This is a genomic window from Sphingomonas sp. BK036, from assembly GCF_004216825.1.
GTDB lineage: Bacteria > Pseudomonadota > Alphaproteobacteria > Sphingomonadales > Sphingomonadaceae > Sphingomonas.
Map to the genome: position 1 here is coordinate 127,461 of NZ_SGXR01000009.1, position 21,207 is coordinate 148,667.

Consider the following 21,207-nt stretch of genomic DNA (forward strand, 5'->3'; position numbering starts at 1 on the left):
ATGCAACGCCCGGCGGACTGGTCCATTGGGGCTATCCATCCCGCGTTCGGGGATGACGAAGAGACAATGGAGTATCCCAATGCGTAAGCTTATCGCCGCCTCGCTGCTCGCCACCACTGCGGTCGCAGCCCCCGCGCTCGCCCAGACCAACCCGACCTTCACCGGCCCCCGCATCGAGGGCACGCTCGGCTATGACCACACCGGCGCCGGCAGCAGCGTGTCCAACAATAACGGGCGCGACGACCAGAAGATCGACGGCCTGCTGTACGGCGGCGGCATCGGCTACGACATCGCGACCTCGAGCAACATCGTGCTCGGCGCCGAGGCAGAGCTGACCGGCTCGACCGCCAAGAGCGACCGCAACGACTATACCAGCGACTTCGGCTATGGCCGCGTCAAGCAGGGCCGCGACATCTATGTCGGCGCGCGCGCTGGCTATGTCGTCGCACCGGCGACGATGCTCTACGTCAAGGGCGGCTACACCAACTCGAAGCTCGAAGTGCTCGCAGGCAGCACCAGCCAGACCACCGACACCAACTTCAAGCTCGACGGCTGGCGCGTCGGCGCGGGCGCCGAGCATGCGGTCGGCCCGAACAGCTATGCCAAGCTCGAATATCGCTATTCGAACTATGAGCGCGGCAACATCGACTACGCGACCGGCGGCACGAGCCAGCGGTTCGACGTCGACACGGACCGTCACCAGGTCGTCGCAAGCTACGGCTTCCGCTTCTGATCGCGTTTTAACGCGACGTTTACCGTGATCAAAGAAGGGTCGGGGCGCTTGCTCCGACCCTTTGTTGTTGGGTAAGCCATCTGCGGATTGCCCCCAGCCCCGAGTCCGGCTGTGGAGGCCGGGGGAATTTTGATGAAGGCGACGATCGAACGCGCAACGCTCCTCAAGGGGCTGAGCCATGTCCAGTCCGTGGTGGAGCGGCGCAACACCATCCCCATCCTGTCGAACGTGCTGATCGAGGCGACCGCCGAGGGTACGCTGAAACTGATGGCGACCGATCTGGATCTCCAGATCAACGAATCGATCGCCGCCGCGGTCGATCAGCCCGGCGCGACCACCGTGTCCGCACACACGCTGTTCGACATCGCGCGCAAGCTGCCCGAGGGTAGTCAGGTCCAGCTCGCCGCGTCGGAAGGCCGGATGAGCATCGTCGCGGGCCGCGCGCGCTTCTCGCTCGGCACGCTGCCGCGCGACGATTTCCCGGTGATCGCGGAAGGCGAACTGCCGACTCAGTTCGAACTCCCCGCCGAGACCTTGAAGCAGATCATCGACAAGACTCGCTTTGCGATCTCGACCGAAGAGACGCGCTATTATCTCAACGGCATCTTCCTCCACGTCGCGGACGGTGACAGCTCGAACCCGGTGCTCAAGGCCGCCGCGACCGACGGTCACCGCCTCGCGCGCGTCACGCTGCCGCGGCCCGAGGGCGCCGAATCGATGCCCGACGTGATCGTCCCGCGCAAATGCATCGGCGAACTGCGCAAGCTGCTCGACGAGGTCGACGGCTCGGTCGGCGTGTCGCTGTCGCCGACCAAGATCCGCTTCGACCTCGGCCAGGCGATCCTGACCTCGAAGCTGATCGACGGCACCTTCCCCGATTACAGCCGCGTCATCCCGACCGGCAACGACAAGATCCTCAAGATCGACCCCAAGAGCTTCATGGAAGGCGTCGACCGCGTGTCGACCATCGCCACCGAGAAAACCCGTGCGGTGAAAATGGCGCTCGATCGCGACAAGATCACGCTGTCGGTGACCTCGCCCGAAAACGGCACCGCGGCCGAGGAAGTCCCCGGCGATTACGTCGCGCTCCCGTTCGAGATCGGCTTCAACAGCCGCTACCTGATGGACATCCTCGCACAGATCGACGGCGACATGGTCGAAGTCCACCTCGCCGACGCCGCCGCCCCGACGCTGATCCGCGAAAACGACAAGTCGCCCGCGCTCTACGTGCTGATGCCGATGCGCGTGTGACACTCACGCCCTGACTATCGATCGAAAGGCCATCCTGCGGGGTGGCCTTTTTCGTTTGAACGCAGCGCCGGATCTGATACTAACAGCAATGTCAGTAAGGAGTCGATTCGATGGCGAAGCTTCCTCCCTTTCCCGGTACGACGGGTCGTCGCGATTGGCCGACGGCGTTCGACGCGATCAGGAAATTGCTCGCGAACGGTGACGACACGACGCAGGTGTTCCGGATCATGCGCGCGCTGAACGTCGGCAACGCGCCGATGAACTATGCTCGGCTGATCGCCACCGAACAGGGCGGGCGGATCGCCTATGACCAGGTCGAGCTCGCACGGCGGTTTTCCGATCCCGCGTTCGTCGCGAGCTTCGCGCCGGGCACGGTCGGAGCGGCGTATCGCGACTTCCTCGAGACGACGGGCTATTCCGCCGATGGCTTGGTCGAGGTCTCGCGCCTGGTGCCGAGCGAGGACGATCTGGCCCACCCCTACGCCTGGTTCGGCCGGCGCGTGCGCGACACGCACGACATCTGGCACGTGCTGACCGGCTACAAGGCGGACGAGAGCATGGGCGAGGCCGCGCTGGTCGCGTTCAGCTACGCGCAGGTCGGCGGGCTCGGCTGGGCGCTGATCGGCTCGGCCGCGGCGCTGAAAAGCATCCGCGTGACGGGCAGCCGGCTCTTCGCCAAGGCCGTCTGGGAGGGCTATCGCCACGGCCGCAAGGCGAAGTGGATTTCGGGCGAGGACTATCTGACTCTGCTGCACGAGCCGCTCGACGCCGCACGCGCACGGCTCGGTATCGCCACGCCGGTCGCGTATCTGCACGCCCAGCGCGAGCTCGGACCCGAACTCGCCTCGTATCTCAGCACGCAGCGCGCCGCGAACGCGGCGGCCATCGCGCCGGAGCGGATCGCCGCCTGACGCGAAAGGCCGATCGGACCAACCCCTTACCCCGTTCGTGCTGAGCGAACGGAAAAGGGCGATGCAATCGGTTCCGAAAGTCCTTTAAGGCGGGGGCAATGCTCTCGCGCCTCGTCCTTACCGATTTCCGCAATCACGCCGACCTGACGCTCGCACCGGGCGCAGGGTTCGTCGTGCTGACCGGCGAGAATGGCGCAGGCAAGACCAACATCCTCGAAGCGGTATCGCTGCTCGCCCCCGGCCGCGGGCTGCGGCGTGCGGCGCTCGGCGAAATGGCGCGCCAGGGCGGGGCAGGCGGCTTCGGCGTCGCGGCCACGCTATTCGCCGGACGCGAAACGGAATCCCCCTCCCGCTTGCGGGAGGGGTTAGGGGAGGGCGCGACGTACGTACTGGCGTCCGGCGTTGAGAAAAACGCGCCCCTCCCCCGACCCCTCCCGCAAGCGGGAGGGGAGGGGCACACGGACGGGCAACCACCCTCCGCAGCCGAGGTCGACGTCGCGACCGGCACGCTGGCGTCCGCCCCCGAGCGCCGCATCGTCCGCATCCAGGGCGCCACCACCACCGCCAACGCGCTGGCCGAGTGGCTCACCATCCTGTGGCTCACGCCTGCGATGGACCGGCTGTTCGTCGCCCCCGCCAGCGAGCGCCGCGGCTTTCTCGACCGCCTCACGCTCGCGCTCGCGCCCACCCATGCGCACCACGCCGCGCGCTACGATGCGGCGATGCGCGCGCGCAACCGCCTGCTCGCCGACGAAGGCCGCCCCGATGGCGACTGGCTCTCCGCGCTCGAGGCGCAGATGGCCGAACACGGCGCCGCCGTCGACGCGGCCCGCCGCGAGACGGTGGCGTTGCTCGGCGCGCGACTCGCGCACCAGGACGACGGCCCGTTCCCGCGCGCCGGGCTGGCGCTCGACGGCTGGAACGGCGACACGACCCGGCTCCACGCCGATCTCGCCCAGGCGCGCGCGCGCGATGCCGCCGCCGGGCGCACGCTCGCCGGCCCGCACCGCGTCGACCTGATCGTCACGCACCTCGACAAGGCGCGCGCCGCCTCGCTCGCGTCGACCGGCGAGCAGAAGGCGCTGCTCCTCGGCATCGTCCTGGCGCATGCCGATCTTGTCGCCGAACGCACCGGCACCCCGCCCGTGCTGCTCCTCGACGAGGTCGCCGCGCATCTCGATCCGGCCCGCCGCGCGGCGCTGTTTGCGCGCCTCGCGGGGCGCGGCCAGGTGTGGATGACGGGCACCGAGGACGCGCTGTTCGACGCGATCGACGCCCAGGCAACGCGGATCGCGGTCGGGCGTTAGGCTGAACGCGCGCTGTCGATCGACGTCACCGCGCGTTCAAGCGGACGCGCCCAAAGCTCCGTCCATCGACGACCTGGAGAGACAGCAATGACCCGGACATTCACGCGCGCCGCCCTCGGGCTGGTGATGATCGCGGCGACGACCGCCCCGGCGTTCGCGCAGGCGCGCTACGACATGAGCAACCCGCCCTGGTCGCGCCCCGGCTACCGGCTGGAGGGTGCAGGCGTGCCGATCCTGTTCCCCGAACTGCGCAATACGCCGCGTGGTCGCGCATTCGTGATGCCCAATTTCGACGCAAACGGCGACGGACGGATCAACCGGCAGGAAGCCGACGACGCCAATCGCGAATTCGCGCGGATCGCCGGCCCCCGCCGCGACCGGTTCGATTGGGACGCTTATGGCCGGGGTCCGGGCAGGGGCGGCGGCACCACCGTCGTCGAGACGACTACGACATGGGACCGCGGCGCGATGCGCAACTACGGCTTCCGCCAGACCCCGCGCGGCGCGACGCTGACGCTGCAGGAGGACGTGCTGTTCCGCACCGACAGCGACGTGCTCCGCCCCGGCGCGATCGAGAAGCTGCGCCCGCTGGCGCGCTATCTGCGCGGCAATCCGGGCGTCCGTGTGGCGATCGACGGCTTCACCGACTCGCGCGGCACCGACGCGCACAACCAGGACCTGTCCGAGCGCCGCGCGGCGAGCGTCCGTCAGGCGTTCGACGACATGGACGTCGTCCGCGCGCGCTTCAGCGTCGTCGGCCACGGCGAAAGCCAGCCGGTCGCAACGAACACGACCGCGGCGGGCATGCGCCTCAACCGCCGCGTCGAAGTGACCCTGCTAGGCCAACGCGCCGACCGCTTCTGACCAACGCCCTCTCCCCCCGGGGGAGAGGGAAGGGGCCCGCGGCCGCTTGGCCGTGGGAAGGGTGAGGGGGCGTGAGGCTCGGAACCTACCCGCCAAAGCCCCTCATCCTTCCGTCGCCTCCGGCTCCTCCCTCCCTCTCCCCCAAAGGGAGAGGGGCAGACCCCACCACCCCGGCGAAGGCCGGGGCCCAATTGGAAAGGTGGTCGTAACCGGGGGCGGCCCTGCGTCAATCATGTCCCCCAATTGGGCCCCGGCCTCCGCCGGGGCGGTGGCTTGACGCGAGGGGAGTGCCCAACCCCCTGTCCTACACGCCACCACCCTGCCACCCTCCCCGCATGGCGATCCAACCCCCCTCGCACGCCCCACACCCAACACCCAAAGTCCACCCACCCCGCAAAACGCTCCCAGCGTCTATACTTCCTATACTTCACTCCCCCGCGCCGCTGTCCCCACAGGCCATTTCGCTTCCGTTTCGGCCGTCCGATGCCTATATGCTGGGCATGGCATCCAACCCCGAAACCAATAATCCCAACCTGCCCAACCAGGGCGACTATGGCGCCGACTCGATCAAGGTCCTCAAGGGCCTCGACGCGGTGCGCAAGCGCCCCGGCATGTATATCGGCGATACCGACGACGGGTCGGGCCTCCACCACATGGTGTTCGAGGTCAGCGACAACGCGATCGACGAGGCGCTCGCCGGGCATTGCGACCGGATCGACATCGTCCTGAACGCCGACGGTTCGGTCAGCGTCACCGACAATGGCCGCGGCATTCCGACCGGCATTCATACCGAGGAAGGCGTGTCCGCGGCCGAGGTCATCATGACCCAGCTCCACGCCGGTGGTAAGTTCGAGAACACCAACGACGAGAACGCCTACAAGGTCTCGGGCGGCCTCCACGGCGTCGGCGTCTCGGTCGTCAACGCGCTCAGCGAGTGGCTCGACCTGACGATCTGGCGCGACGGCAAGGAGCATTACATGCGCTTCGCGTTCGGCGACGCGGTGATGCCGCTCAAAATCGTCGGCGACGCGGCCGAGGGCCAGAAGGGCACGCGAGTCACCTTCTTCCCGTCGCCCGCCACCTTCAAGATCACCGATTTCGACTTCGACAAGCTCGAACACCGCTATCGCGAGCTCGCCTTCCTCAATTCGGGCGTCCGCCTGTTCCTCTCCGACGCGCGGCACGAGGAGATGAAGACCGTCGAGCTCTATTACGAGGGCGGCATCGCCGCGTTCGTCAAGTATCTCGATCGCGCCAAGGTGCCGTTGATGCCGGAGCCGGTCGCGATTTCGGGCACGCGCGACGACGTCACGATGGACGTCGCGCTCCAGTGGAACGACTCTTATTACGAGAACGTCCTCGCCTTCACGAACAACATCCCGCAGCGCGACGGCGGCACGCACATGGCCGCGTTCCGCGCCGCGCTGACCCGCACGCTCAACAACTATGCCGAGAAGTCGGGCCTGTTGAAGAAGGAAAAGGTCCAGCTCACCGGCGAGGACATGCGCGAGGGTCTCACCGCGATCGTCTCGGTCAAGCTGCCCGATCCGAAGTTCAGCAGCCAGACCAAGGACAAGCTCGTCTCGTCCGAAGTCCGCCAGCCCTTGGAAAGCCTGATGGCCGACAAGATGGCCGAATGGCTCGAGGAGAACCCCGCGCACGGGAAAGCGATCGTCGCCAAGATCATCGACGCCGCCGCCGCGCGCGAAGCCGCCAAGCGCGCGCGCGAACTGACTCGCCGCAAGGGCGTGATGGACATCGCCTCGCTGCCCGGCAAGCTCGCCGACTGCCAGGAGCGCGATCCCGCCAAGTCCGAGCTGTTCCTGGTCGAGGGTGACTCGGCCGGCGGTTCGGCAAAGCAGGGCCGCGATCGCCATTTCCAGGCGATCCTCCCCCTGCGCGGCAAGATCCTGAACACCGAACGCGCACGCGAAGACCGCATGCTGTCGAGTCGCGAGATCGGCACGCTCATCACCGCGATGGGCACCGGCATCCGCGACGACTTCAACGCGGACAAGCTACGCTACCACAAGATCGTCATCATGACCGACGCAGACGTCGACGGCGCGCACATCCGCACGCTGTTGCTGACGCTGTTCTACCGTCACATGCCCAAGATCATCGAGGGCGGGTATCTCTACATCGCCCAGCCGCCTTTGTATAAGGCGACCAAGGGCCGGTCGGAGGTGTATCTCAAGGACGATGCGGCGCTCGACGAATATCTGGTCGATGCCGGCGTCGGCACGATGGTGCTCGACGGCCCCGGCGGCGGGCGTTCAGGGCGCGACCTCAAGGATCTGGTCGATCACGCACGCCGCATGCGCACGCTGATGCGCTACGTCCCCAAGCGCTACGATGCCGGCATGATCGAGGCGCTGGCGCTAGGCGGCGTGTTCGATCCGGAGGCCTCGGTCGCCGATCGCACCTCGCGGCTCGAGATCGTCACGCGTCGTCTCGAACTCGACGACGGCGATGCGCGCTGGACCGCGGTGCTGACCGAAGACGGCGGCATCCACTTCCAGCGTGCATGGCGCGGTGTCACCGACCATCACATCATCGAGGCGAGCTTCCTCGTCTCGGCCGAGGCACGCAAGCTGCACGCACTGTCGGGCGAACACGCCGACAGCTATGCGCAGACCTCGAACCTCGTCCCCGCCAGCAAGGCATCGCAGGCGGACGAGCCCGAGGCCGAGGACGGCGCCGCGGAGGCTGGTGCCGGTGTGATCGGTTCGGTCACCGCCGTCGCCGCGCGCGGCTCGACGCAGGTGTCGCGCCCGAGCCATCTGCTCGACGCGATCCTGACCGCCGGCCGCAAGGGTCTCGCGATCCAGCGCTACAAGGGTCTGGGCGAGATGAACGCGGAACAGCTCTGGGAAACCACGCTCGATCCGTCGGTCCGCTCGATGCTGCGCGTGACCGCGGTCAATGCCGAGAGCGCGAACGAGATCTTCACGCAGCTGATGGGCGAAGTCGTCGAACCCCGCCGCGAGTTCATCCAGGACAACGCGCTCAACGTCGCCAACCTCGACGTCTGAGTTTGGAACCCAATCTGAGCTGGAACATCGAGTGTCCAACCGCGCTTAATGGCCATCTATCTAGGAGTGATACGCATGGCCGAAGACCGGTTGGACATTGATCTGAAGACGCTCGAGGACAATAGCGACCTGCGCCAGGTCGAGTTCGAGGGCGAAGTGAGCGACGAGCGCTATCAGTTCGCGGTACAATATGACGTGCTCGAGGCGCTGAGCACGGTCGCCCCGGAGGGCGATGCCGTCGCGATCTTCAGGCAGCATGCCGAAGAGATCGCCGATCTCGGCGTCGTGGCCTTGGCGCGCGACCCCGACCAGGAGATCGTCGTGATCAGCGAGAACGACCTCGAATGACGCCCGCCCGCCCGAACCGCGTCAAGCCTCTGCTCGGCCGCGACACGCAGATGTGCATGTCGCTGTCGGCGCGGCCGAGCAATTTCGGCACCCGGTTCCACAACCGCCTCTACGAACTGCTCGGGCTCGATTACGTCTACAAGGCCTTCACGACGAAGGATCTGGCGGGTGTCGTCGGCGGCATCCGCGCGCTCGGGATCCGCGGCTGCGCGGTGTCGATGCCGTTCAAGGAAGCGGTGATCCCGATGCTCGACGCGCTCGACCCCTCGGCCCGAGCAATCGACAGCGTCAACACTATCGTCAACGATGACGGCGTCCTGACCGGGTTCAATACCGATTATACCGCGGTCCGCATGCTGCTCGAGTCGCACGACGTCGATCCCGCGATGCGCTTCATGCTGCGTGGATCGGGCGGGATGGCGAAGGCGGTCGCGACGGCGTTGCGCGATGCAGGCTTTGCGAACGGCACGATCGTCGCGCGCAACGAAACCGCGGGCCGCGCGCTCGCCGACACGCATGGTTATGCCTGGACCGCGGAGCCCGATCCAGCGGGGGCGCCGATGCTCGTCAACGTGACTCCACTCGGGATGGCGGGCGCGGACGCCGATGTGCTCGCGTTCGACTCGCCGCTGATCGCGGAGTGCGAGGTCGCGTTCGACGTCGTCGCGCTCCCCACCGAAACCCCGTTCCTCGTCGCCGCGCGCAGCGCGGGCAAGCGGATCATCTCGGGCGGGGAGGTGGGGATCTTGCAGGCGCTCGAGCAGTTCGTGCTCTATACCGGCGTCCGTCCGGATCAGTCTGACGTGGACGACGCAGCGGCAGTCGCGCGCGCCTGACCCTCGCCCGCGGCGCGCGCACGACGCCCGCGCCACAGGCGGAAGCCGGCGATGATCAAGGCGGCGATGCCGACCAGTATCGCGACGCCGACCAGCTTCTGTCTCGGCATCACCCGCCCGACCAGCTCGATCAGCCCGTCGCCGAACACATAGCCGATCCCCGTGAAGACCACCCCCCACACCAGCGCGGAGATCGCGTTGAGCACGACGAAGGTGCGCGCGGGCACGTGCGAGGTGCCGACCGCGATCGGGCTGATCGTCCGCAACCCGTACAGAAAGCGGAAGCCGAGGATGAAGATCGTCGGATGCCGGTCGAGCGTGTCGAGCGCCTTGGCAAAGGCAGGTTTCTCGGCGATCCGGCGCACGCGCTTGGTGTCGCGGTACTTCCGTCCGGCGAAGAAAAAGAGCTGATCCGCGAAGAACGACCCCGTCACCGCCGCCGCGGCGCTGCCCCATAAAGGCAACAGATGCTGGTGCGCGAGCAGCCCGCCGGTGACGACGCTGGTCTCGCCCTCGAACGCCGCGCCAAGGAAGATCGCGGCGAGGCCGTATTCGGCGATGAAGCTTTCGATCGACATCCCTCGCCCTTGCCGGACCGCGCACCGTTTAGCCAGCCGTCGATCACGCCTGCGCGTGGAGCACGTGACCCGGATGTCGCGCTAATCCCTTGTCGAGGCTCAGCTAATCCGCCTGCGTCGACGGGGCGCTACAGCTGTGTGTCGCGCAGGAACGCGGCGAGCGCCGACCATGCAGGCTGCTTGGCGGCGAGACCGATCGTGTGCAGCGGGCTGCTCGACGGCAGCGCGACGATCTCGGGTCCGCTGAAATCCCGGCCGAGCAGCTTCAGGCCCTGTTTCAGCGCCGTGCCACCGTTGAACGCGATCGCGCGCAGATCGGGCAGCGTCGCGACCAGCCCGGCAATGTCGTTGCCCGCGATATCCAGGATCGCGGCGTCGGTGCTCCCCGCGCGTCGCGCCGATCCGATCACGTCCCACAATGCGACCCGCTGCGCACGCAACGCCGCAAGCCGGTCGTCATAGTCGAGCGCAGCAAGGTCGCACCCGACGACCGGCGACATCAGCCGCCAGAACTGGTTCTGCGGATGCGCATAATAACGCTGCGCGGCGAGCGACCGATCGCCCGGCAGGCTGCCAAGGACGAGGATTCGGGCATCAGGGTCGGCGACGGGCGGGAAGGAATGCTTCAGCGGCATGAGCGCGTCTTAACGCCATCCCGTTCTCCCGCGAAGGCGGGAGTCCAGGAGCTACGGGCAGCTGCATTCGTGGCTCCTGGGCCACCGCCTTCGCGGGGGAACCATAAACGGACGAGCGCATCGACAGCACCGCCCATTCCCGCGATTGCGCGCGATCCCGCAAGCGTCCTATCACGCACGCCATGAAGATCATGCTCTCCGCCAGCCTCGCCGCGCTCGCCCTAGCGAGTGCCCCCGCCGCCGCCCGGCAGCTCACCATCGACGACGTGGCGATGCTCAGCCGCGTCGGCGCGCCGACCGCGTCGCCGGACGGGCATTGGCTCGTCTGGGCGCAGCGCGAAACCGATCTCGCCGCCGACAAGGGGCGCTTCGACCTCTGGCGGCTCGACCTGACCACGCCCGGCGCGAGCCCGGTGAAGCTGCTCGCCGATCCGCAGGTCAATGAGAACGACCCGCAGATCGTCGGCACCACCGTCTATTTCACCTCCGACAAGGGCGGCGATGACGCCATCTGGTCGGTGCCGATCACCGGCGGCACGCCGCGCCGCCTCACGAGCTTCAAGGGTGGCTTTGGCGGCTTCAAGGTCGCGCCGACCGGCGACAAGCTGCTCGTCTGGGCGGATCGCAAGCCCGGCGCGCCGAGCCTTGAACCGGCGATGGTGAAGAAGGATCCGAACGCCGGCGCCGGCCGCACCTACGACCAGCTGTTCGTGCGCCACTGGGATACGTGGGCGGACGGGACGCGCTCGCAACTCTTCGTACTGCCGCTGACCGCCGCGGGCGCGACCGGCAACGGCGTCCCGCTGGTCGGCACGCTCGTCGGCGACGCGCCGTCGAAGCCCTATGGCGGCGCCGAAGAAGTCTCGTGGAGCCCCGATGGCCGCACCGTCTATTTCGCGATGCGCGAGGCGGGGCGGATCGAGCCGCTGTCGACCAATCTCGATATCTTCTCGGTCCCGGCCGATGGCTCGTCGGCACCGGTCAATCTGACCGCGGCGAACAAGGCCACCGACAACCTGCCGACGGTATCGCCCGACGGCCGCAGCCTCGCCTATTTCGCGATGCGGAGGCCTGGGTTCGAGGCGGATCGCCAGGTGCTCACCGTGCGCGACATCGCGACCGGCAAGACGGTGTCGCTGACCGAGCGCTGGGACCGGTCGGTCGGTTCGATCGCCTGGGCACCCGACTCGAAGTCGCTCTACGTCACCGCTGACGATACGCAGGAAACGCCGCTGTTCCGCGTCGATGCAGCCACTGGCGCCGTCACGCGGCTCACGCAGGAGGGGCATGTCAGCGCAGTCGCGATCACCCCGCGCGGACCCGTGGTGGCGATCGACAGCCTGACCGCACCGGCCGATTTCTATCGGATCGCGGGCAGCGGTGCACCGCAGCGTCTGACCCAGGTCAACGCCGCAAGGCTCGCCGGGATCGACATGCCGACCGTCACGCGGTTCAACTTCAAGGGCGCCAACGCCGACACGGTCTGGGGCTATGCGGTCAAGCCCAGTGGCAGCACGGGCAAGGTCCCGGTCGCCTACATGGTCCATGGCGGGCCGCAGGGGTCGAGCAACAACAGCTGGTCGTATCGCTGGAACCCGGCGGTATTCGCCGGCGCGGGCTACGGGCTGGTCGCGGTCGATTTCCACGGGTCGACCGGCTACGGGCAGGGCTTCACCGATGCGATCAGCAACAACTGGGGCGGCTGGCCGCTCGAGGATCTGCAAAAGGGTCTGAAGGCCGCGACGGACAAGTTCGCCTGGCTCGATGCCGACAATGCGTGCGCGCTCGGCGCGTCGTACGGCGGCTATATGATGAACTGGATCGAGGGGCAGTGGCCCGATCGCTTCAAGTGCATCGTCCAGCATGACGGCGTGTTCGATGCGCGCGCGATGGCCTACGAGACCGAAGAGCTCTGGTTCGACGAATGGGAGCATGGCGGGAAGGCCTATTACGAGGACCCGCAGGCGTTCGAGAAATGGAACCCGGTCAATTACGTCGCCAAGTGGAAGACGCCGATGCTGGTGATCACCGGCGAGAAGGACTTCCGCATTCCCTACACGCAGGGGCTCGCGACGTTCACCGCGCTCCAGCGGCGCGGGATTCCGTCGCGGTTGCTGGTCAACCCGAACGAGAACCACTGGGTGCTCAAGCCGAAGAACTCGCGCCAATGGTATGGCGAGGTGCTCGGCTGGATGAACAAGTGGACCGCGAAATAATCGTTCCGTCTCGTCAGGTCGGACCCGGTCCGGCCTGACGAAACGGGCATGACGAGACGGGGATGGCTCAGCCGCTGCCCAGCACGTTGATCGTGAACGCCAGCACGCCGATGTTGAACACGAACGCCGCCATGCACTGGCCAAGCGCGGCTTTCCGCACGCGGCGCGAGGTGATCTCGACGTCCGACGTCTGGAACGTCATCCCCAGCGTGAACGCGAAATAGGCGAAGTCCCAGTAATCGGGCTCGTCGCAGCTTGGAAAATCGAGCCCCTTCGCATCCTTCCCCGCAGGATCGTCGACATAATAGAGATGCGCGTAGTGCAGCGTGTAGATCATGTTCGAGAACAGCCAGGCGAGCGCCAGCGTCGTGATCGTCAGCACGATCGCGACCGCGTCGTTCTTGCCCTGCAATTCCTTCGCGACCGCGACCAGGATGACGAGCATGATCGTGCCGCTGAACCCGAGCAGCACCGCGCGGTTGGCGTCGTTCTCCTGCGCGGCGCGCCGCATCCGCTCGGCACTGGCGTTACGGAACAGCGTCGACACCGCGATCAGGAACACGGCGGCGGCAAGGTCGAAGGCCCCCATCGTCCCGCGTCCGAGGCCAAAGCGCGGGATCATCGTCACCAGCCCGATCACGAACACCAGCACGAACAGGACGAAGCGCGGCGGGGCAACGCGTTGGCCCAGGCCCCAATATCTGGCTTTGCTAGTCATGGCACGGCGCTAGCGCTTCGCGGTCACGTCGCCTAGATACGCGCGCATCATGGCAAGAATAGAAACCCCGCGCCGCATTCGTGGCACCCAGGACATTTTCGGTGACGAGCAGCGCCGGTTCGCGCACGTCCTGTCGACGTTCGAACGCGTGCGGGCGCTGTATTGCTTCCAGCGCGTCGACATCCCGGTGTTCGAGTCGACCGCGGTGTTCGCGCGCTCGCTCGGCGAGACGACCGATGTCGTGTCGAAGGAAATGTACACGTTCGAGGATCGCGGCGGCGATTCGCTGACGCTGCGCCCTGAATTCACCGCCGGGATCGCGCGCGCCTATCTGACCGAGGGCTGGCAGCAGTTCGCGCCGCTCAAGATCACGACCAGCGGCCCGGTGTTCCGCTACGAACGCCCGCAAAAGGGGCGGTTCCGGCAGTTCCACCAGATCGACGCCGAGGTGATCGGCGCGGCCGAGCCGGCGGCGGACGTCGAACTGCTCGTGCTGGCGGACCAGCTGCTGCGCGAGCTCGGCATCGCCGAGGGCGTGACGTTGCAGCTGAATACCTTGGGCGACGCCGAGACGCGGGACGCGTGGCGCGCGGCACTGGTCGCGCATTTCGAGGCGCATCGCGACGCGCTGTCCGAGGACAGCCTGACTCGGCTCGAGAAGAACCCGATGCGGATCCTCGATTCGAAAGACCCGCGCGACCGCCCGATCGCCGACAGCGCGCCCGATATCGACGCGTATCTGACGCCCGAGGCACGCGCGTTCTTCGACGCGGTGACCGCCGGGCTCGATGCCGCGGGCGTGGCGTGGGAGCGCAATGCACGGCTGGTGCGCGGGCTCGATTATTACCGCCACACCGCGTTCGAGTTCGTAACCGACCGGTTGGGCGCGCAGGGCACGGTGCTGGCCGGCGGCCGCTATGACGGGCTGATCGGCTCGCTCGGCGGGCCCGAGACGGCGGGCGTGGGCTGGGCCGCGGGGGTCGAGCGGCTCGCCATGCTGCTGGACGAGCCGGCAGCGGCGGCGATCGACGCGGTGGTCGTACCGATGGGCGCAGACGCCGAAGCGCGCGCGATGGGTATCGTCGCGGACCTGCGCCGTGCAGGCGTTGCGGTCGAAATGGCTTATAAGGGCAAGATTAAGGCACGCATGGCGAAGGCCGACGCGCTCGGCGCACGCTTCGCCATCATTCTCGGCGATGACGAACTCGCTAAGGGCGTCGCGGCCGTGAAGACGCTCGGCGCGGGCACGCAGGCAGAAGTCGCCTTCGCCGATCTGGCGGAGGCGCTGCGTTGAGCCCCCCCGTCATCCCAGCGCAGGCTGGGATCCAGAGCCATGAAGGCTGTGCTCGGTTACCCTGGATCCCAGCCTGCGCTGGGATGACGGACGAGGGCGTGCTCGCATGACCCAGATCTCCCCCGACCGCATCCGCGCGATCGAGGCGCGGCGCGACGAGTTGCAGGCGCTGATGTCGACCGGCGACCTCCCATCGGACCGCTTCGTCGCAGTGTCGAAGGAATATGCCGAGCTCGAACCCGTCGCCCAAGCCGCCACCGAAGTGCGCCGGCTGCGACAGGAGGCGGAAAGCCTCGCCTTCATGGCCGAGGATGCCGATGACGAGTTGCGCGCGATGGCATCCGAGGAGTTGCACGAGAACCGCACGCTGCTCGAAACCGCGGACCGCAAGCTCGCGCTCGCGCTGCTGCCGCGCGATTCCGCCGACGAGCGCTCGGCGATGCTCGAGGTCCGCGCTGGCACCGGCGGCGACGAGGCGGCGCTGTTCGCGGGCGACCTGTTCCGCATGTACCAGCGTTATGCCGAATCGCAGGGCTGGCGCGTCGAGATGATCTCGGGCTCGTCGTCCGACGCGGGCGGCTTCAAGGAAGTCGTTGCCAGCGTCACGGGGCAGGGCGTGTTCGCCAAGCTCAAATACGAAAGTGGCGTCCACCGCGTCCAGCGCGTTCCCGCGACCGAGGCGGGCGGGCGGATCCACACCTCCGCGGCGACCGTCGCGGTGCTGCCCGAGGCGGAGGAGGTCGACGTCAAGATCGACGACAAGGACCTGCGCATCGACGTCTATCGCTCGTCCGGACCGGGCGGCCAGTCGGTCAACACGACCGACAGCGCAGTGCGCATCGTGCATATCCCGACCGGTCTGACGGTGATCCAGCAGGACGAAAAGTCGCAGCACAAGAACAAGGCAAAGGCCCTGCGCGTGCTGCGGACGCGGCTCTACGAGGCGGAGCGCGACCGGCTGCATGCCGAGCGCGCGGGCGCGCGCAAGTCGATGGTCGGCTCGGGCGATCGCTCGGAGCGGATCCGGACGTACAACTTCCCGCAAGGCCGCGTCACCGATCACCGAATCAACCTGACGCTGCACCGACTGCCCGAGATCGTCGCGGGCGAGATGGATGAGCTGATCGGCGCGCTGGTGTCGCAGGATGAGGCGGACCGGCTGGCGCAGCTGGATGGGTGAGGGCGCCCCGGCCTCAACGGCATCCCCCTCCCGCTTGCGGGAGGGGTTAGGGGAGGGGCGTCCCACAAACGCCGCCGCCCGGTGATTGCCCCTCCCCCGCCCCCTCCCGCAAGCGGAAGGGGAGACGTAAACGCTGCGATCGCCGCCGCCGCCGCGCGCTTCGCCTTCTCCGCCACCCCCCGCCTCGATGCCGAACTGCTGATGGCGCACGCGCTCGGTGTCGAGCGCAACGCCATCCTCCTCGACCCGACGCGCTACGCCGTTCCGGCCAGCTTCGCCGCGCTGGTCGAACGCCGTCTCCGCCACGAACCGATCGCCTACATCACCGGCACGCGCGGCTTCTGGTCGATCGATCTCGCGGTCGGCCCCGGCGCGCTCGTCCCCCGCGCGGACAGCGAGACGCTGCTGATCGCCGCGCAGGCGCATTTCGCAGGGCGCGCGCCCGGCACCGTGCTCGATCTCGGCACCGGCCCCGGCACATTGTTGCTCGCCGCGCTTGACGAATGGCCCGCACAAGGTCTCGGCGTCGACTTTTCTTCCCAAGCGCTCGCTTACGCCCGCACCAACGCCGCCACGCTCGGCATGACCGACCGCGCCCGCTTCATCCGCGGGAGCTGGGCGAGCGCGATCGCCGGTCAGTTCGACCTGATCCTCGCCAATCCGCCCTACATCGCCACCGACGAACAGCTCCCGGCTGAAGTCCATGACCATGAGCCGCACGCCGCGTTGTTCGCCGGTCGCGACGGGCTCGACGATTACCGCATTCTCGCCCGGCAACTTCCCGCGCTGATCGCGCCGGGTGGCGCAGCGGTGATCGAGATCGGCTCGACACAGGCGGAACCCGTCACCGCCCTGCTCGCCGCGCAGGGTCTGCACGTCGCGCTCCACCATGATTACGGAAACAACGCGCGCGCGCTGGTCGCGACCAAAGTCCTGACGCCTTGCACCGCGCCTTGAACTATATGGCGCGAAACCGCATATTTCGCTTGTAGTAGGTCCCTTGCGGACGCTATCACATGGGCAGGGGCACGCAATCTCGACACATTGGTCGTTTTTGAACGTTGACCCGCATCCTTCGCTTTGAGGTCGCTGCAGTCCGGTGGCCCTGGCAAGTTCGACGCACCGATCTCGTGTAGATCATCGGCGCGCGGCGGGGGGTTTGCACCGCATTTCGGAGCACGACCAGATTTTGGTTCGACGACTGAGGACACAAGCTTGATCAACAACCGGCAAGCCGGCCGCCGTCGCGGTCGTGGCAACAATAATAATGGCGGCGGCGGTAGCGGTGGCGGTCAACGCCAGGGCGGCGGCGGTGGTGGTGGCCAGGGCGGTCGCGACACCGGCAATCGCATCGACAGCCGTGCGCGCGGCAACGCGAGCCAGCTGTACGAGAAGTACAAGAACCTCGCGCGCGACGCGCAGATGCAGGGCGACCGCGTCAACATCGAATATTACCTCCAGTTCGCGGACCATTATTTCCGCGTCCTGAGCGAGACGCGCGCGCGCTTCGAAGAGAGCCAGCCCCAGGCGCAACAGCAGCCGCGTCGCCAGCAGCCCTTCGATCTCGACGGCGACGACGATTATGGCGACGAGGGCGAACCGATCCGTTCGGGCGAGCAGCAGGGCGCGCCAGAGCAGGGCCGTGGCGATCAGCAGAATGCTGGGCAGCAAAATGCCGGGCAGCAGAACGGTGGCCAGCAGAACGGCCAATACCAGAACGCCCCCCGTCAGAACCGCGACAGCCAGAACCGCGAAGACCGTCCGCGGTACGAGAACACCCGCTACGAAGGTCAGCGTAACGACGGCCAGCGTAACGAGGGCCAGCGCAGCGAAGGCCAGCGCGAAGATCGCGTCCGTGGCGATAGCCCGCGGAACCAGCGCAATGCGAACCGCGACGCCCAGCCCCGCGACGCCCAAGCTCGCGACGAGCGCGGCAACGAAGAGCAGGCTCAGGCTCGTGATGCGCAGGGTCGCGACGAGCAGGTTCGTGAACCCCGCTCCGACTACCGTGATGCGCCGCCGCGCGAGACGATCCGTCGTGCGCCGCGCGCCAACGCGCAGACGGCCAACGCGAACCAGGATTCTGAAGCCGATGCGCTGCGTTCGGTGACCGAGTCCGCGGATCCGGTCGCGCAGTCGACGGACGCCGTCGAGAGCGGGGCGCCCGTCGCGGCCCCCGCCGTCGCCGCGACCGAGGAACAGCCTCGCCGTCGTGGTCGCCCGCGTCGCGATCGCAGCCTCGACGCACCCGCGACGCAGGACGAGGGCGCACCGACCGCGTTCGACGCGGATCGCCTGCCGCCATCGCTCGGGATTTCGGCCACCGTCGCACCGGCACCAACGCCGGCGCCGGCAGCCGAAGCAGCCCCCGCCGCGGACGCGTCGCCCGAGGAAAAGCCCCGCCGTCGCCGCGTTCGTGCGGTACCCGATGAGGTCCAGGCAGGCTGATTCCCATGAGTCACCCGGATTCGTGTCCGGGTTGAAGAGAAAAAGGCCGGTACCGCAGCGCGGTGCCGGCCTTTTTTCATGCATGCGACTGCGCGACCCAGCCCCGGCAGGCAAGCGCGAGTCACTCGATCCGAGTCACATCCTCGTCGTGCCCGCTGCCCGAACTAAGAAACACCAGGCCCATCAACAGTCCGGCCATCATCACCGATCCGCCGACTCCGCCGATCACCGCCAGCATCGTCACCAGATGCAGCGGCCCTTGCAGATGCGCCATGCCCGCGATCACCCCTGCCACGCAGATCGCCGCAGCTAGCACCATCCACGCCATGATCCCGCGGAACCGCGCCCAGGCGAACGCGGCATAGTGCGGATCGTCGAGTCCGGTGGGCGTTTCGGCGGGGTGATCGGGCAGGCGATCGGTCATCGCTTCACATTGCCCTGCAAACATGGTTTCCTCAACCCAAGCGCAACAGACGCATTTTGAGGAGAGGCGAAGATGACGATCGCGGCGATCCTGAAGAACCGGGAGGGCGGCATCCTGTCGCTGACCCCCGACGATACCGTGGCGCAGGCGGTGGCGCTGCTCGCGGGCAAGCGGATCGGCGCGGCGCCGGTGCTCGACGGCGACCGGGTGGTCGGCATCTTTTCCGAACGCGACGTCATACACTGCCTGCAGGCCGACGGTGCCGCCGCGCTCGAGCAGCGGATCGGCGCGGTGATGACCACCGCGGTGAAGTCGGTCGGCCCGGGCGAGTCGGCGATCGGCGCCTTGTCGCTGATGACGCAGCGTCGGATCCGCCATCTCCCGGTGATCGATGGCGATACGCTGGTCGGTTTCGTCTCGATCGGCGATCTCGTCAAATACCGCATCGACCGGATCGAAGCCGACGCGGCCGCGATGCGCGAATATATCCAGTCCGCGTGAGCCATCGCGCCGCTTAGGTCATTCAGGCGCAGGCTGTTTCCGCACGACCGCGATCAATTCGCGGATCGTCGGCCGCGCGAACAGTCCCATCCAGCTCGCATAGACCGCGGCGCCAACGGGCACGAGCACGGCGAGCCGCCAATGCGCGTCGAGCGGCGGCAGGCTGCGGTCGACCAGCGTGACGATCGTCGCCATCGCGATCGCCGCCACCGCCGGCGATGCGACCGCGCGCACGATCTCCCCCGCCCGCACGCCGATGACCGGCAAGGTCCGCCACGCGCTGATCACCAGATACAGCGGATAGGCCGCGATCCAGGCGATCCCCATCCCGGTCGGGCCCCATCGCACGCCCACCAGGAACGCGATCGTCAGGATCAGCGCGCCGGTCGCGCCGTTCCGCACGCCGATCCCCGGCCGCCCACGCGCATCCGAGGCCGGCGTGAACAGCACCTGCAGAGTCATGAAAGGCATCGCCAGCGCGAGCAACTGCACGACCGGCGCGGTCTCGCGCCATTTGTCGCCCAGCACGGTCAGCACCAGCGGCTCGGCGGTCGCGGCGAGTCCCATGTAGAACGGCATCGCGACGATCATCACCATCCGCACGCCCTTGACGAACGCGCGCCCGATCGCGTCGGGATCGGCCTGCATCCGCGCATAGGCCGAGAAGGCGACCTCGTTCAGCGGCGGCACGAACTTCGACACGAAGATCTGCGTGAGGAACAGGCTGGTGGTGTAGATGCCGAGCGTATGCGGCGAAAAACTGCGCCCCGCGATGAACACGTCCGCCTGGCTTTGCAGGAACCAGAACAGCTGCCCCGCCGCCATCACCACGCCATAGCGCGCGATCGTCCCCGCGCCGCGAAAGTCGAAACTCGGCCAGACGAGCGACCGCGCCGACCATGTCATCATCGCGCCGCGGACGCTGAACAGCACGATCGGCGCGAGCACCAACGTCCACACGCCAAGGCCATAGAGTGCACCACCCAGCGCCGCGCTGGCGGAGGCGATCGACGCCGTGATGTTCGCCTTGGCCTGGTGACGGAAATCCATCGCGCGCGACAACAGCGCATAGGGAAGCGCGATGAACGGTGTGGTGAGATACAGCAACGCCTGCACGCGGAGCATGTCGCCGACGATCGGCTGTCGGTAATAAGCGGACGCCAGCGGCGCGAGCGAGAGCTGCGCGATCGCCAGCGCGCCGTTCAGCACGATCAGCATCCCGAACAGCTGGCGCACTTCACGCTGGCTGATCTCCTTCTGCTGGATCAGTCCGCTTGCCAGTCCATAGCCATTGAGCATCGCCATGAAGGTGAGGATCACCTGGCACATCGCAAACAAACCATAATCGGCCGGCGCGAGGATTCGGATCACCAGGAAGGTCGCGCACCATTGTACCATCTGCGCGACGATCTGGCTGCCCGACCGCCAGATCAGCGCACTGCGTACCTGTCCAGCGAGCGTCGCCGTCTCGGCTGGTGTCGCGGTGACATCCGATCCGACGATTGGGGGCACGGTTTGCGGCACGGTCGCGGGCTGGGGAGCAGAGGGCACGGTGTCCATCATATCAGGCATGTAGCGGTATGGGCCTTCACAAGCGCTTAAGGCGAGACCCTAAAGACGAATGGCGCGTGTCGCAGGACGCGACGACGATGCCAACCTGGAATGCGATGCCATTCCAATCGCTTGGCTGGCGCCCGCGTGGGTGGGTTGGGGGCGCAGAACGCGTGGGCGGGCGAAAATTGCCACAAAAATGCAAGAAAGCGTTTGACGGCTTCGGGAGGTGGCCGTAGAGGGGTGTCACCGCAGCGAACGGCCACACGGTCTGGTCGCTGAGGTCGCAAAAAACCAGATGCTGCAAGCTTCCTGCTAGGGAGGTTATGCGAGTGTCGGTATTTTTGTCGGCTCTTTGACATTGTAGGTTTAGATGA

The 21,207-nt window shown here is 67.3% G+C and carries 19 protein-coding genes; 14 read left to right on the plus strand and 5 right to left on the minus strand.

Annotated features, from left to right (window positions below; translation table 11 throughout):
* The first annotated feature begins 79 nt into the window (after positions 1 to 79).
* The 8 genes from EV283_RS18445 (at position 80) to EV283_RS18485 (ending at position 9,285) form a co-directional block, all read left to right on the plus strand.
* Positions 80 to 733, plus strand: coding sequence for an outer membrane beta-barrel protein (locus tag EV283_RS18445; protein ID WP_107956260.1), 654 nt, complete (start codon positions 80 to 82; stop codon positions 731 to 733).
* Between the two features lie 132 nt (positions 734 to 865).
* Positions 866 to 1,984, plus strand: a complete 1,119-nt coding sequence (dnaN, locus tag EV283_RS18450; protein ID WP_056017955.1) for a DNA polymerase III subunit beta — start codon at positions 866 to 868, stop codon at positions 1,982 to 1,984.
* Positions 1,985 to 2,094: 110 nt separating this feature from the next.
* On the plus strand, positions 2,095 to 2,895 hold the full coding sequence (locus EV283_RS18455; RefSeq protein ID WP_130327933.1) for a Coq4 family protein: 801 nt from the start codon (positions 2,095 to 2,097) through the stop codon (positions 2,893 to 2,895).
* Positions 2,896 to 2,993: 98 nt separating this feature from the next.
* A complete protein-coding gene (locus tag EV283_RS18465; protein ID WP_242616067.1) occupies positions 2,994 to 4,202 on the plus strand; it encodes a DNA replication/repair protein RecF in 1,209 nt (402 codons plus the stop codon).
* Between the two features lie 87 nt (positions 4,203 to 4,289).
* Positions 4,290 to 5,066, plus strand: a complete 777-nt coding sequence (locus EV283_RS18470) for an OmpA family protein (RefSeq protein WP_130327935.1) — start codon at positions 4,290 to 4,292, stop codon at positions 5,064 to 5,066.
* Positions 5,067 to 5,557: 491 nt separating this feature from the next.
* A complete protein-coding gene (gene gyrB / locus EV283_RS18475; protein ID WP_207223202.1) occupies positions 5,558 to 8,101 on the plus strand; it encodes a DNA topoisomerase (ATP-hydrolyzing) subunit B in 2,544 nt (847 codons plus the stop codon).
* A gap of 75 nt (positions 8,102 to 8,176) precedes the next feature.
* On the plus strand, positions 8,177 to 8,449 hold the full coding sequence (locus tag EV283_RS18480) for a DUF1488 family protein (protein ID WP_130327937.1): 273 nt from the start codon (positions 8,177 to 8,179) through the stop codon (positions 8,447 to 8,449).
* Positions 8,446 to 9,285, plus strand: a complete 840-nt coding sequence (locus EV283_RS18485) for a shikimate 5-dehydrogenase (protein WP_130327939.1) — start codon at positions 8,446 to 8,448, stop codon at positions 9,283 to 9,285. Before EV283_RS18480 ends, EV283_RS18485 begins: the two co-directional genes overlap by 4 nt.
* On the opposite strand, the gene EV283_RS18490 is transcribed toward EV283_RS18485, so the two are convergent.
* Together EV283_RS18490 and EV283_RS18495 are read right to left on the minus strand one after the other, a co-directional pair.
* A complete protein-coding gene (locus EV283_RS18490) occupies positions 9,243 to 9,863 on the minus strand; it encodes a DedA family protein (protein ID WP_130327941.1) in 621 nt (206 codons plus the stop codon). The genes EV283_RS18485 and EV283_RS18490 overlap by 43 nt on opposite strands.
* Positions 9,864 to 9,991: 128 nt before the next feature.
* The gene (locus EV283_RS18495; RefSeq protein ID WP_130327943.1) at positions 9,992 to 10,498 is read right to left on the minus strand and encodes a DNA-deoxyinosine glycosylase; all 507 of its coding nucleotides are present in this window, start codon (positions 10,496 to 10,498) and stop codon (positions 9,992 to 9,994) included.
* 182 nt (positions 10,499 to 10,680) lie between these two features.
* Between EV283_RS18495 and EV283_RS18500 the strand changes: the two genes are divergently transcribed.
* Positions 10,681 to 12,714 carry a S9 family peptidase gene (locus EV283_RS18500; protein ID WP_130327945.1) on the plus strand — a complete coding sequence of 678 codons (2,034 nt, stop codon included), beginning with the start codon at positions 10,681 to 10,683 and terminating at the stop codon, positions 12,712 to 12,714.
* 67 nt (positions 12,715 to 12,781) lie between these two features.
* Here EV283_RS18500 and EV283_RS18505 read toward each other — a convergent pair whose 3' ends face one another.
* Entirely contained in the window at positions 12,782 to 13,432 is a 651-nt protein-coding gene (locus EV283_RS18505; RefSeq protein ID WP_130327947.1) for a DUF1345 domain-containing protein, read from the minus strand.
* 49 nt (positions 13,433 to 13,481) lie between these two features.
* Here EV283_RS18505 and hisS point away from each other — a divergent pair, with 49 nt between their 5' ends.
* From hisS to EV283_RS18525, 4 genes are all read left to right on the plus strand, one after another.
* Entirely contained in the window at positions 13,482 to 14,726 is a 1,245-nt protein-coding gene (gene hisS / locus EV283_RS18510) for a histidine--tRNA ligase (RefSeq protein WP_130327949.1), read from the plus strand.
* A 106-nt stretch (positions 14,727 to 14,832) separates the two neighbouring features.
* Positions 14,833 to 15,906, plus strand: a complete 1,074-nt coding sequence (gene prfA, locus EV283_RS18515) for a peptide chain release factor 1 (protein WP_056019641.1) — start codon at positions 14,833 to 14,835, stop codon at positions 15,904 to 15,906.
* Between the two features lie 81 nt (positions 15,907 to 15,987).
* The gene (gene prmC, locus EV283_RS18520) at positions 15,988 to 16,863 is read left to right on the plus strand and encodes a peptide chain release factor N(5)-glutamine methyltransferase (protein WP_242616068.1); all 876 of its coding nucleotides are present in this window, start codon (positions 15,988 to 15,990) and stop codon (positions 16,861 to 16,863) included.
* A 258-nt stretch (positions 16,864 to 17,121) separates the two neighbouring features.
* Positions 17,122 to 18,354 (plus strand): DUF4167 domain-containing protein, encoded by a 1,233-nt coding sequence (locus tag EV283_RS18525; RefSeq protein WP_130327951.1) that lies wholly within the window; start codon positions 17,122 to 17,124, stop codon positions 18,352 to 18,354.
* Positions 18,355 to 18,475: 121 nt separating this feature from the next.
* Here the strand turns inward: EV283_RS18525 and EV283_RS18530 are convergent, their stop codons facing one another.
* The gene (locus EV283_RS18530) at positions 18,476 to 18,778 is read right to left on the minus strand and encodes a hypothetical protein (protein WP_130327953.1); all 303 of its coding nucleotides are present in this window, start codon (positions 18,776 to 18,778) and stop codon (positions 18,476 to 18,478) included.
* A 72-nt stretch (positions 18,779 to 18,850) separates the two neighbouring features.
* On the opposite strand from EV283_RS18530, the gene EV283_RS18535 reads away from it, so the two are divergent.
* Entirely contained in the window at positions 18,851 to 19,279 is a 429-nt protein-coding gene (locus EV283_RS18535; protein WP_130327955.1) for a CBS domain-containing protein, read from the plus strand.
* 18 nt (positions 19,280 to 19,297) lie between these two features.
* Here the strand turns inward: EV283_RS18535 and EV283_RS18540 are convergent, their stop codons facing one another.
* Positions 19,298 to 20,851, minus strand: a complete 1,554-nt coding sequence (locus tag EV283_RS18540) for a lipopolysaccharide biosynthesis protein (protein WP_278044249.1) — start codon at positions 20,849 to 20,851, stop codon at positions 19,298 to 19,300.
* Positions 20,852 to 21,207 lie beyond the last annotated feature (356 nt).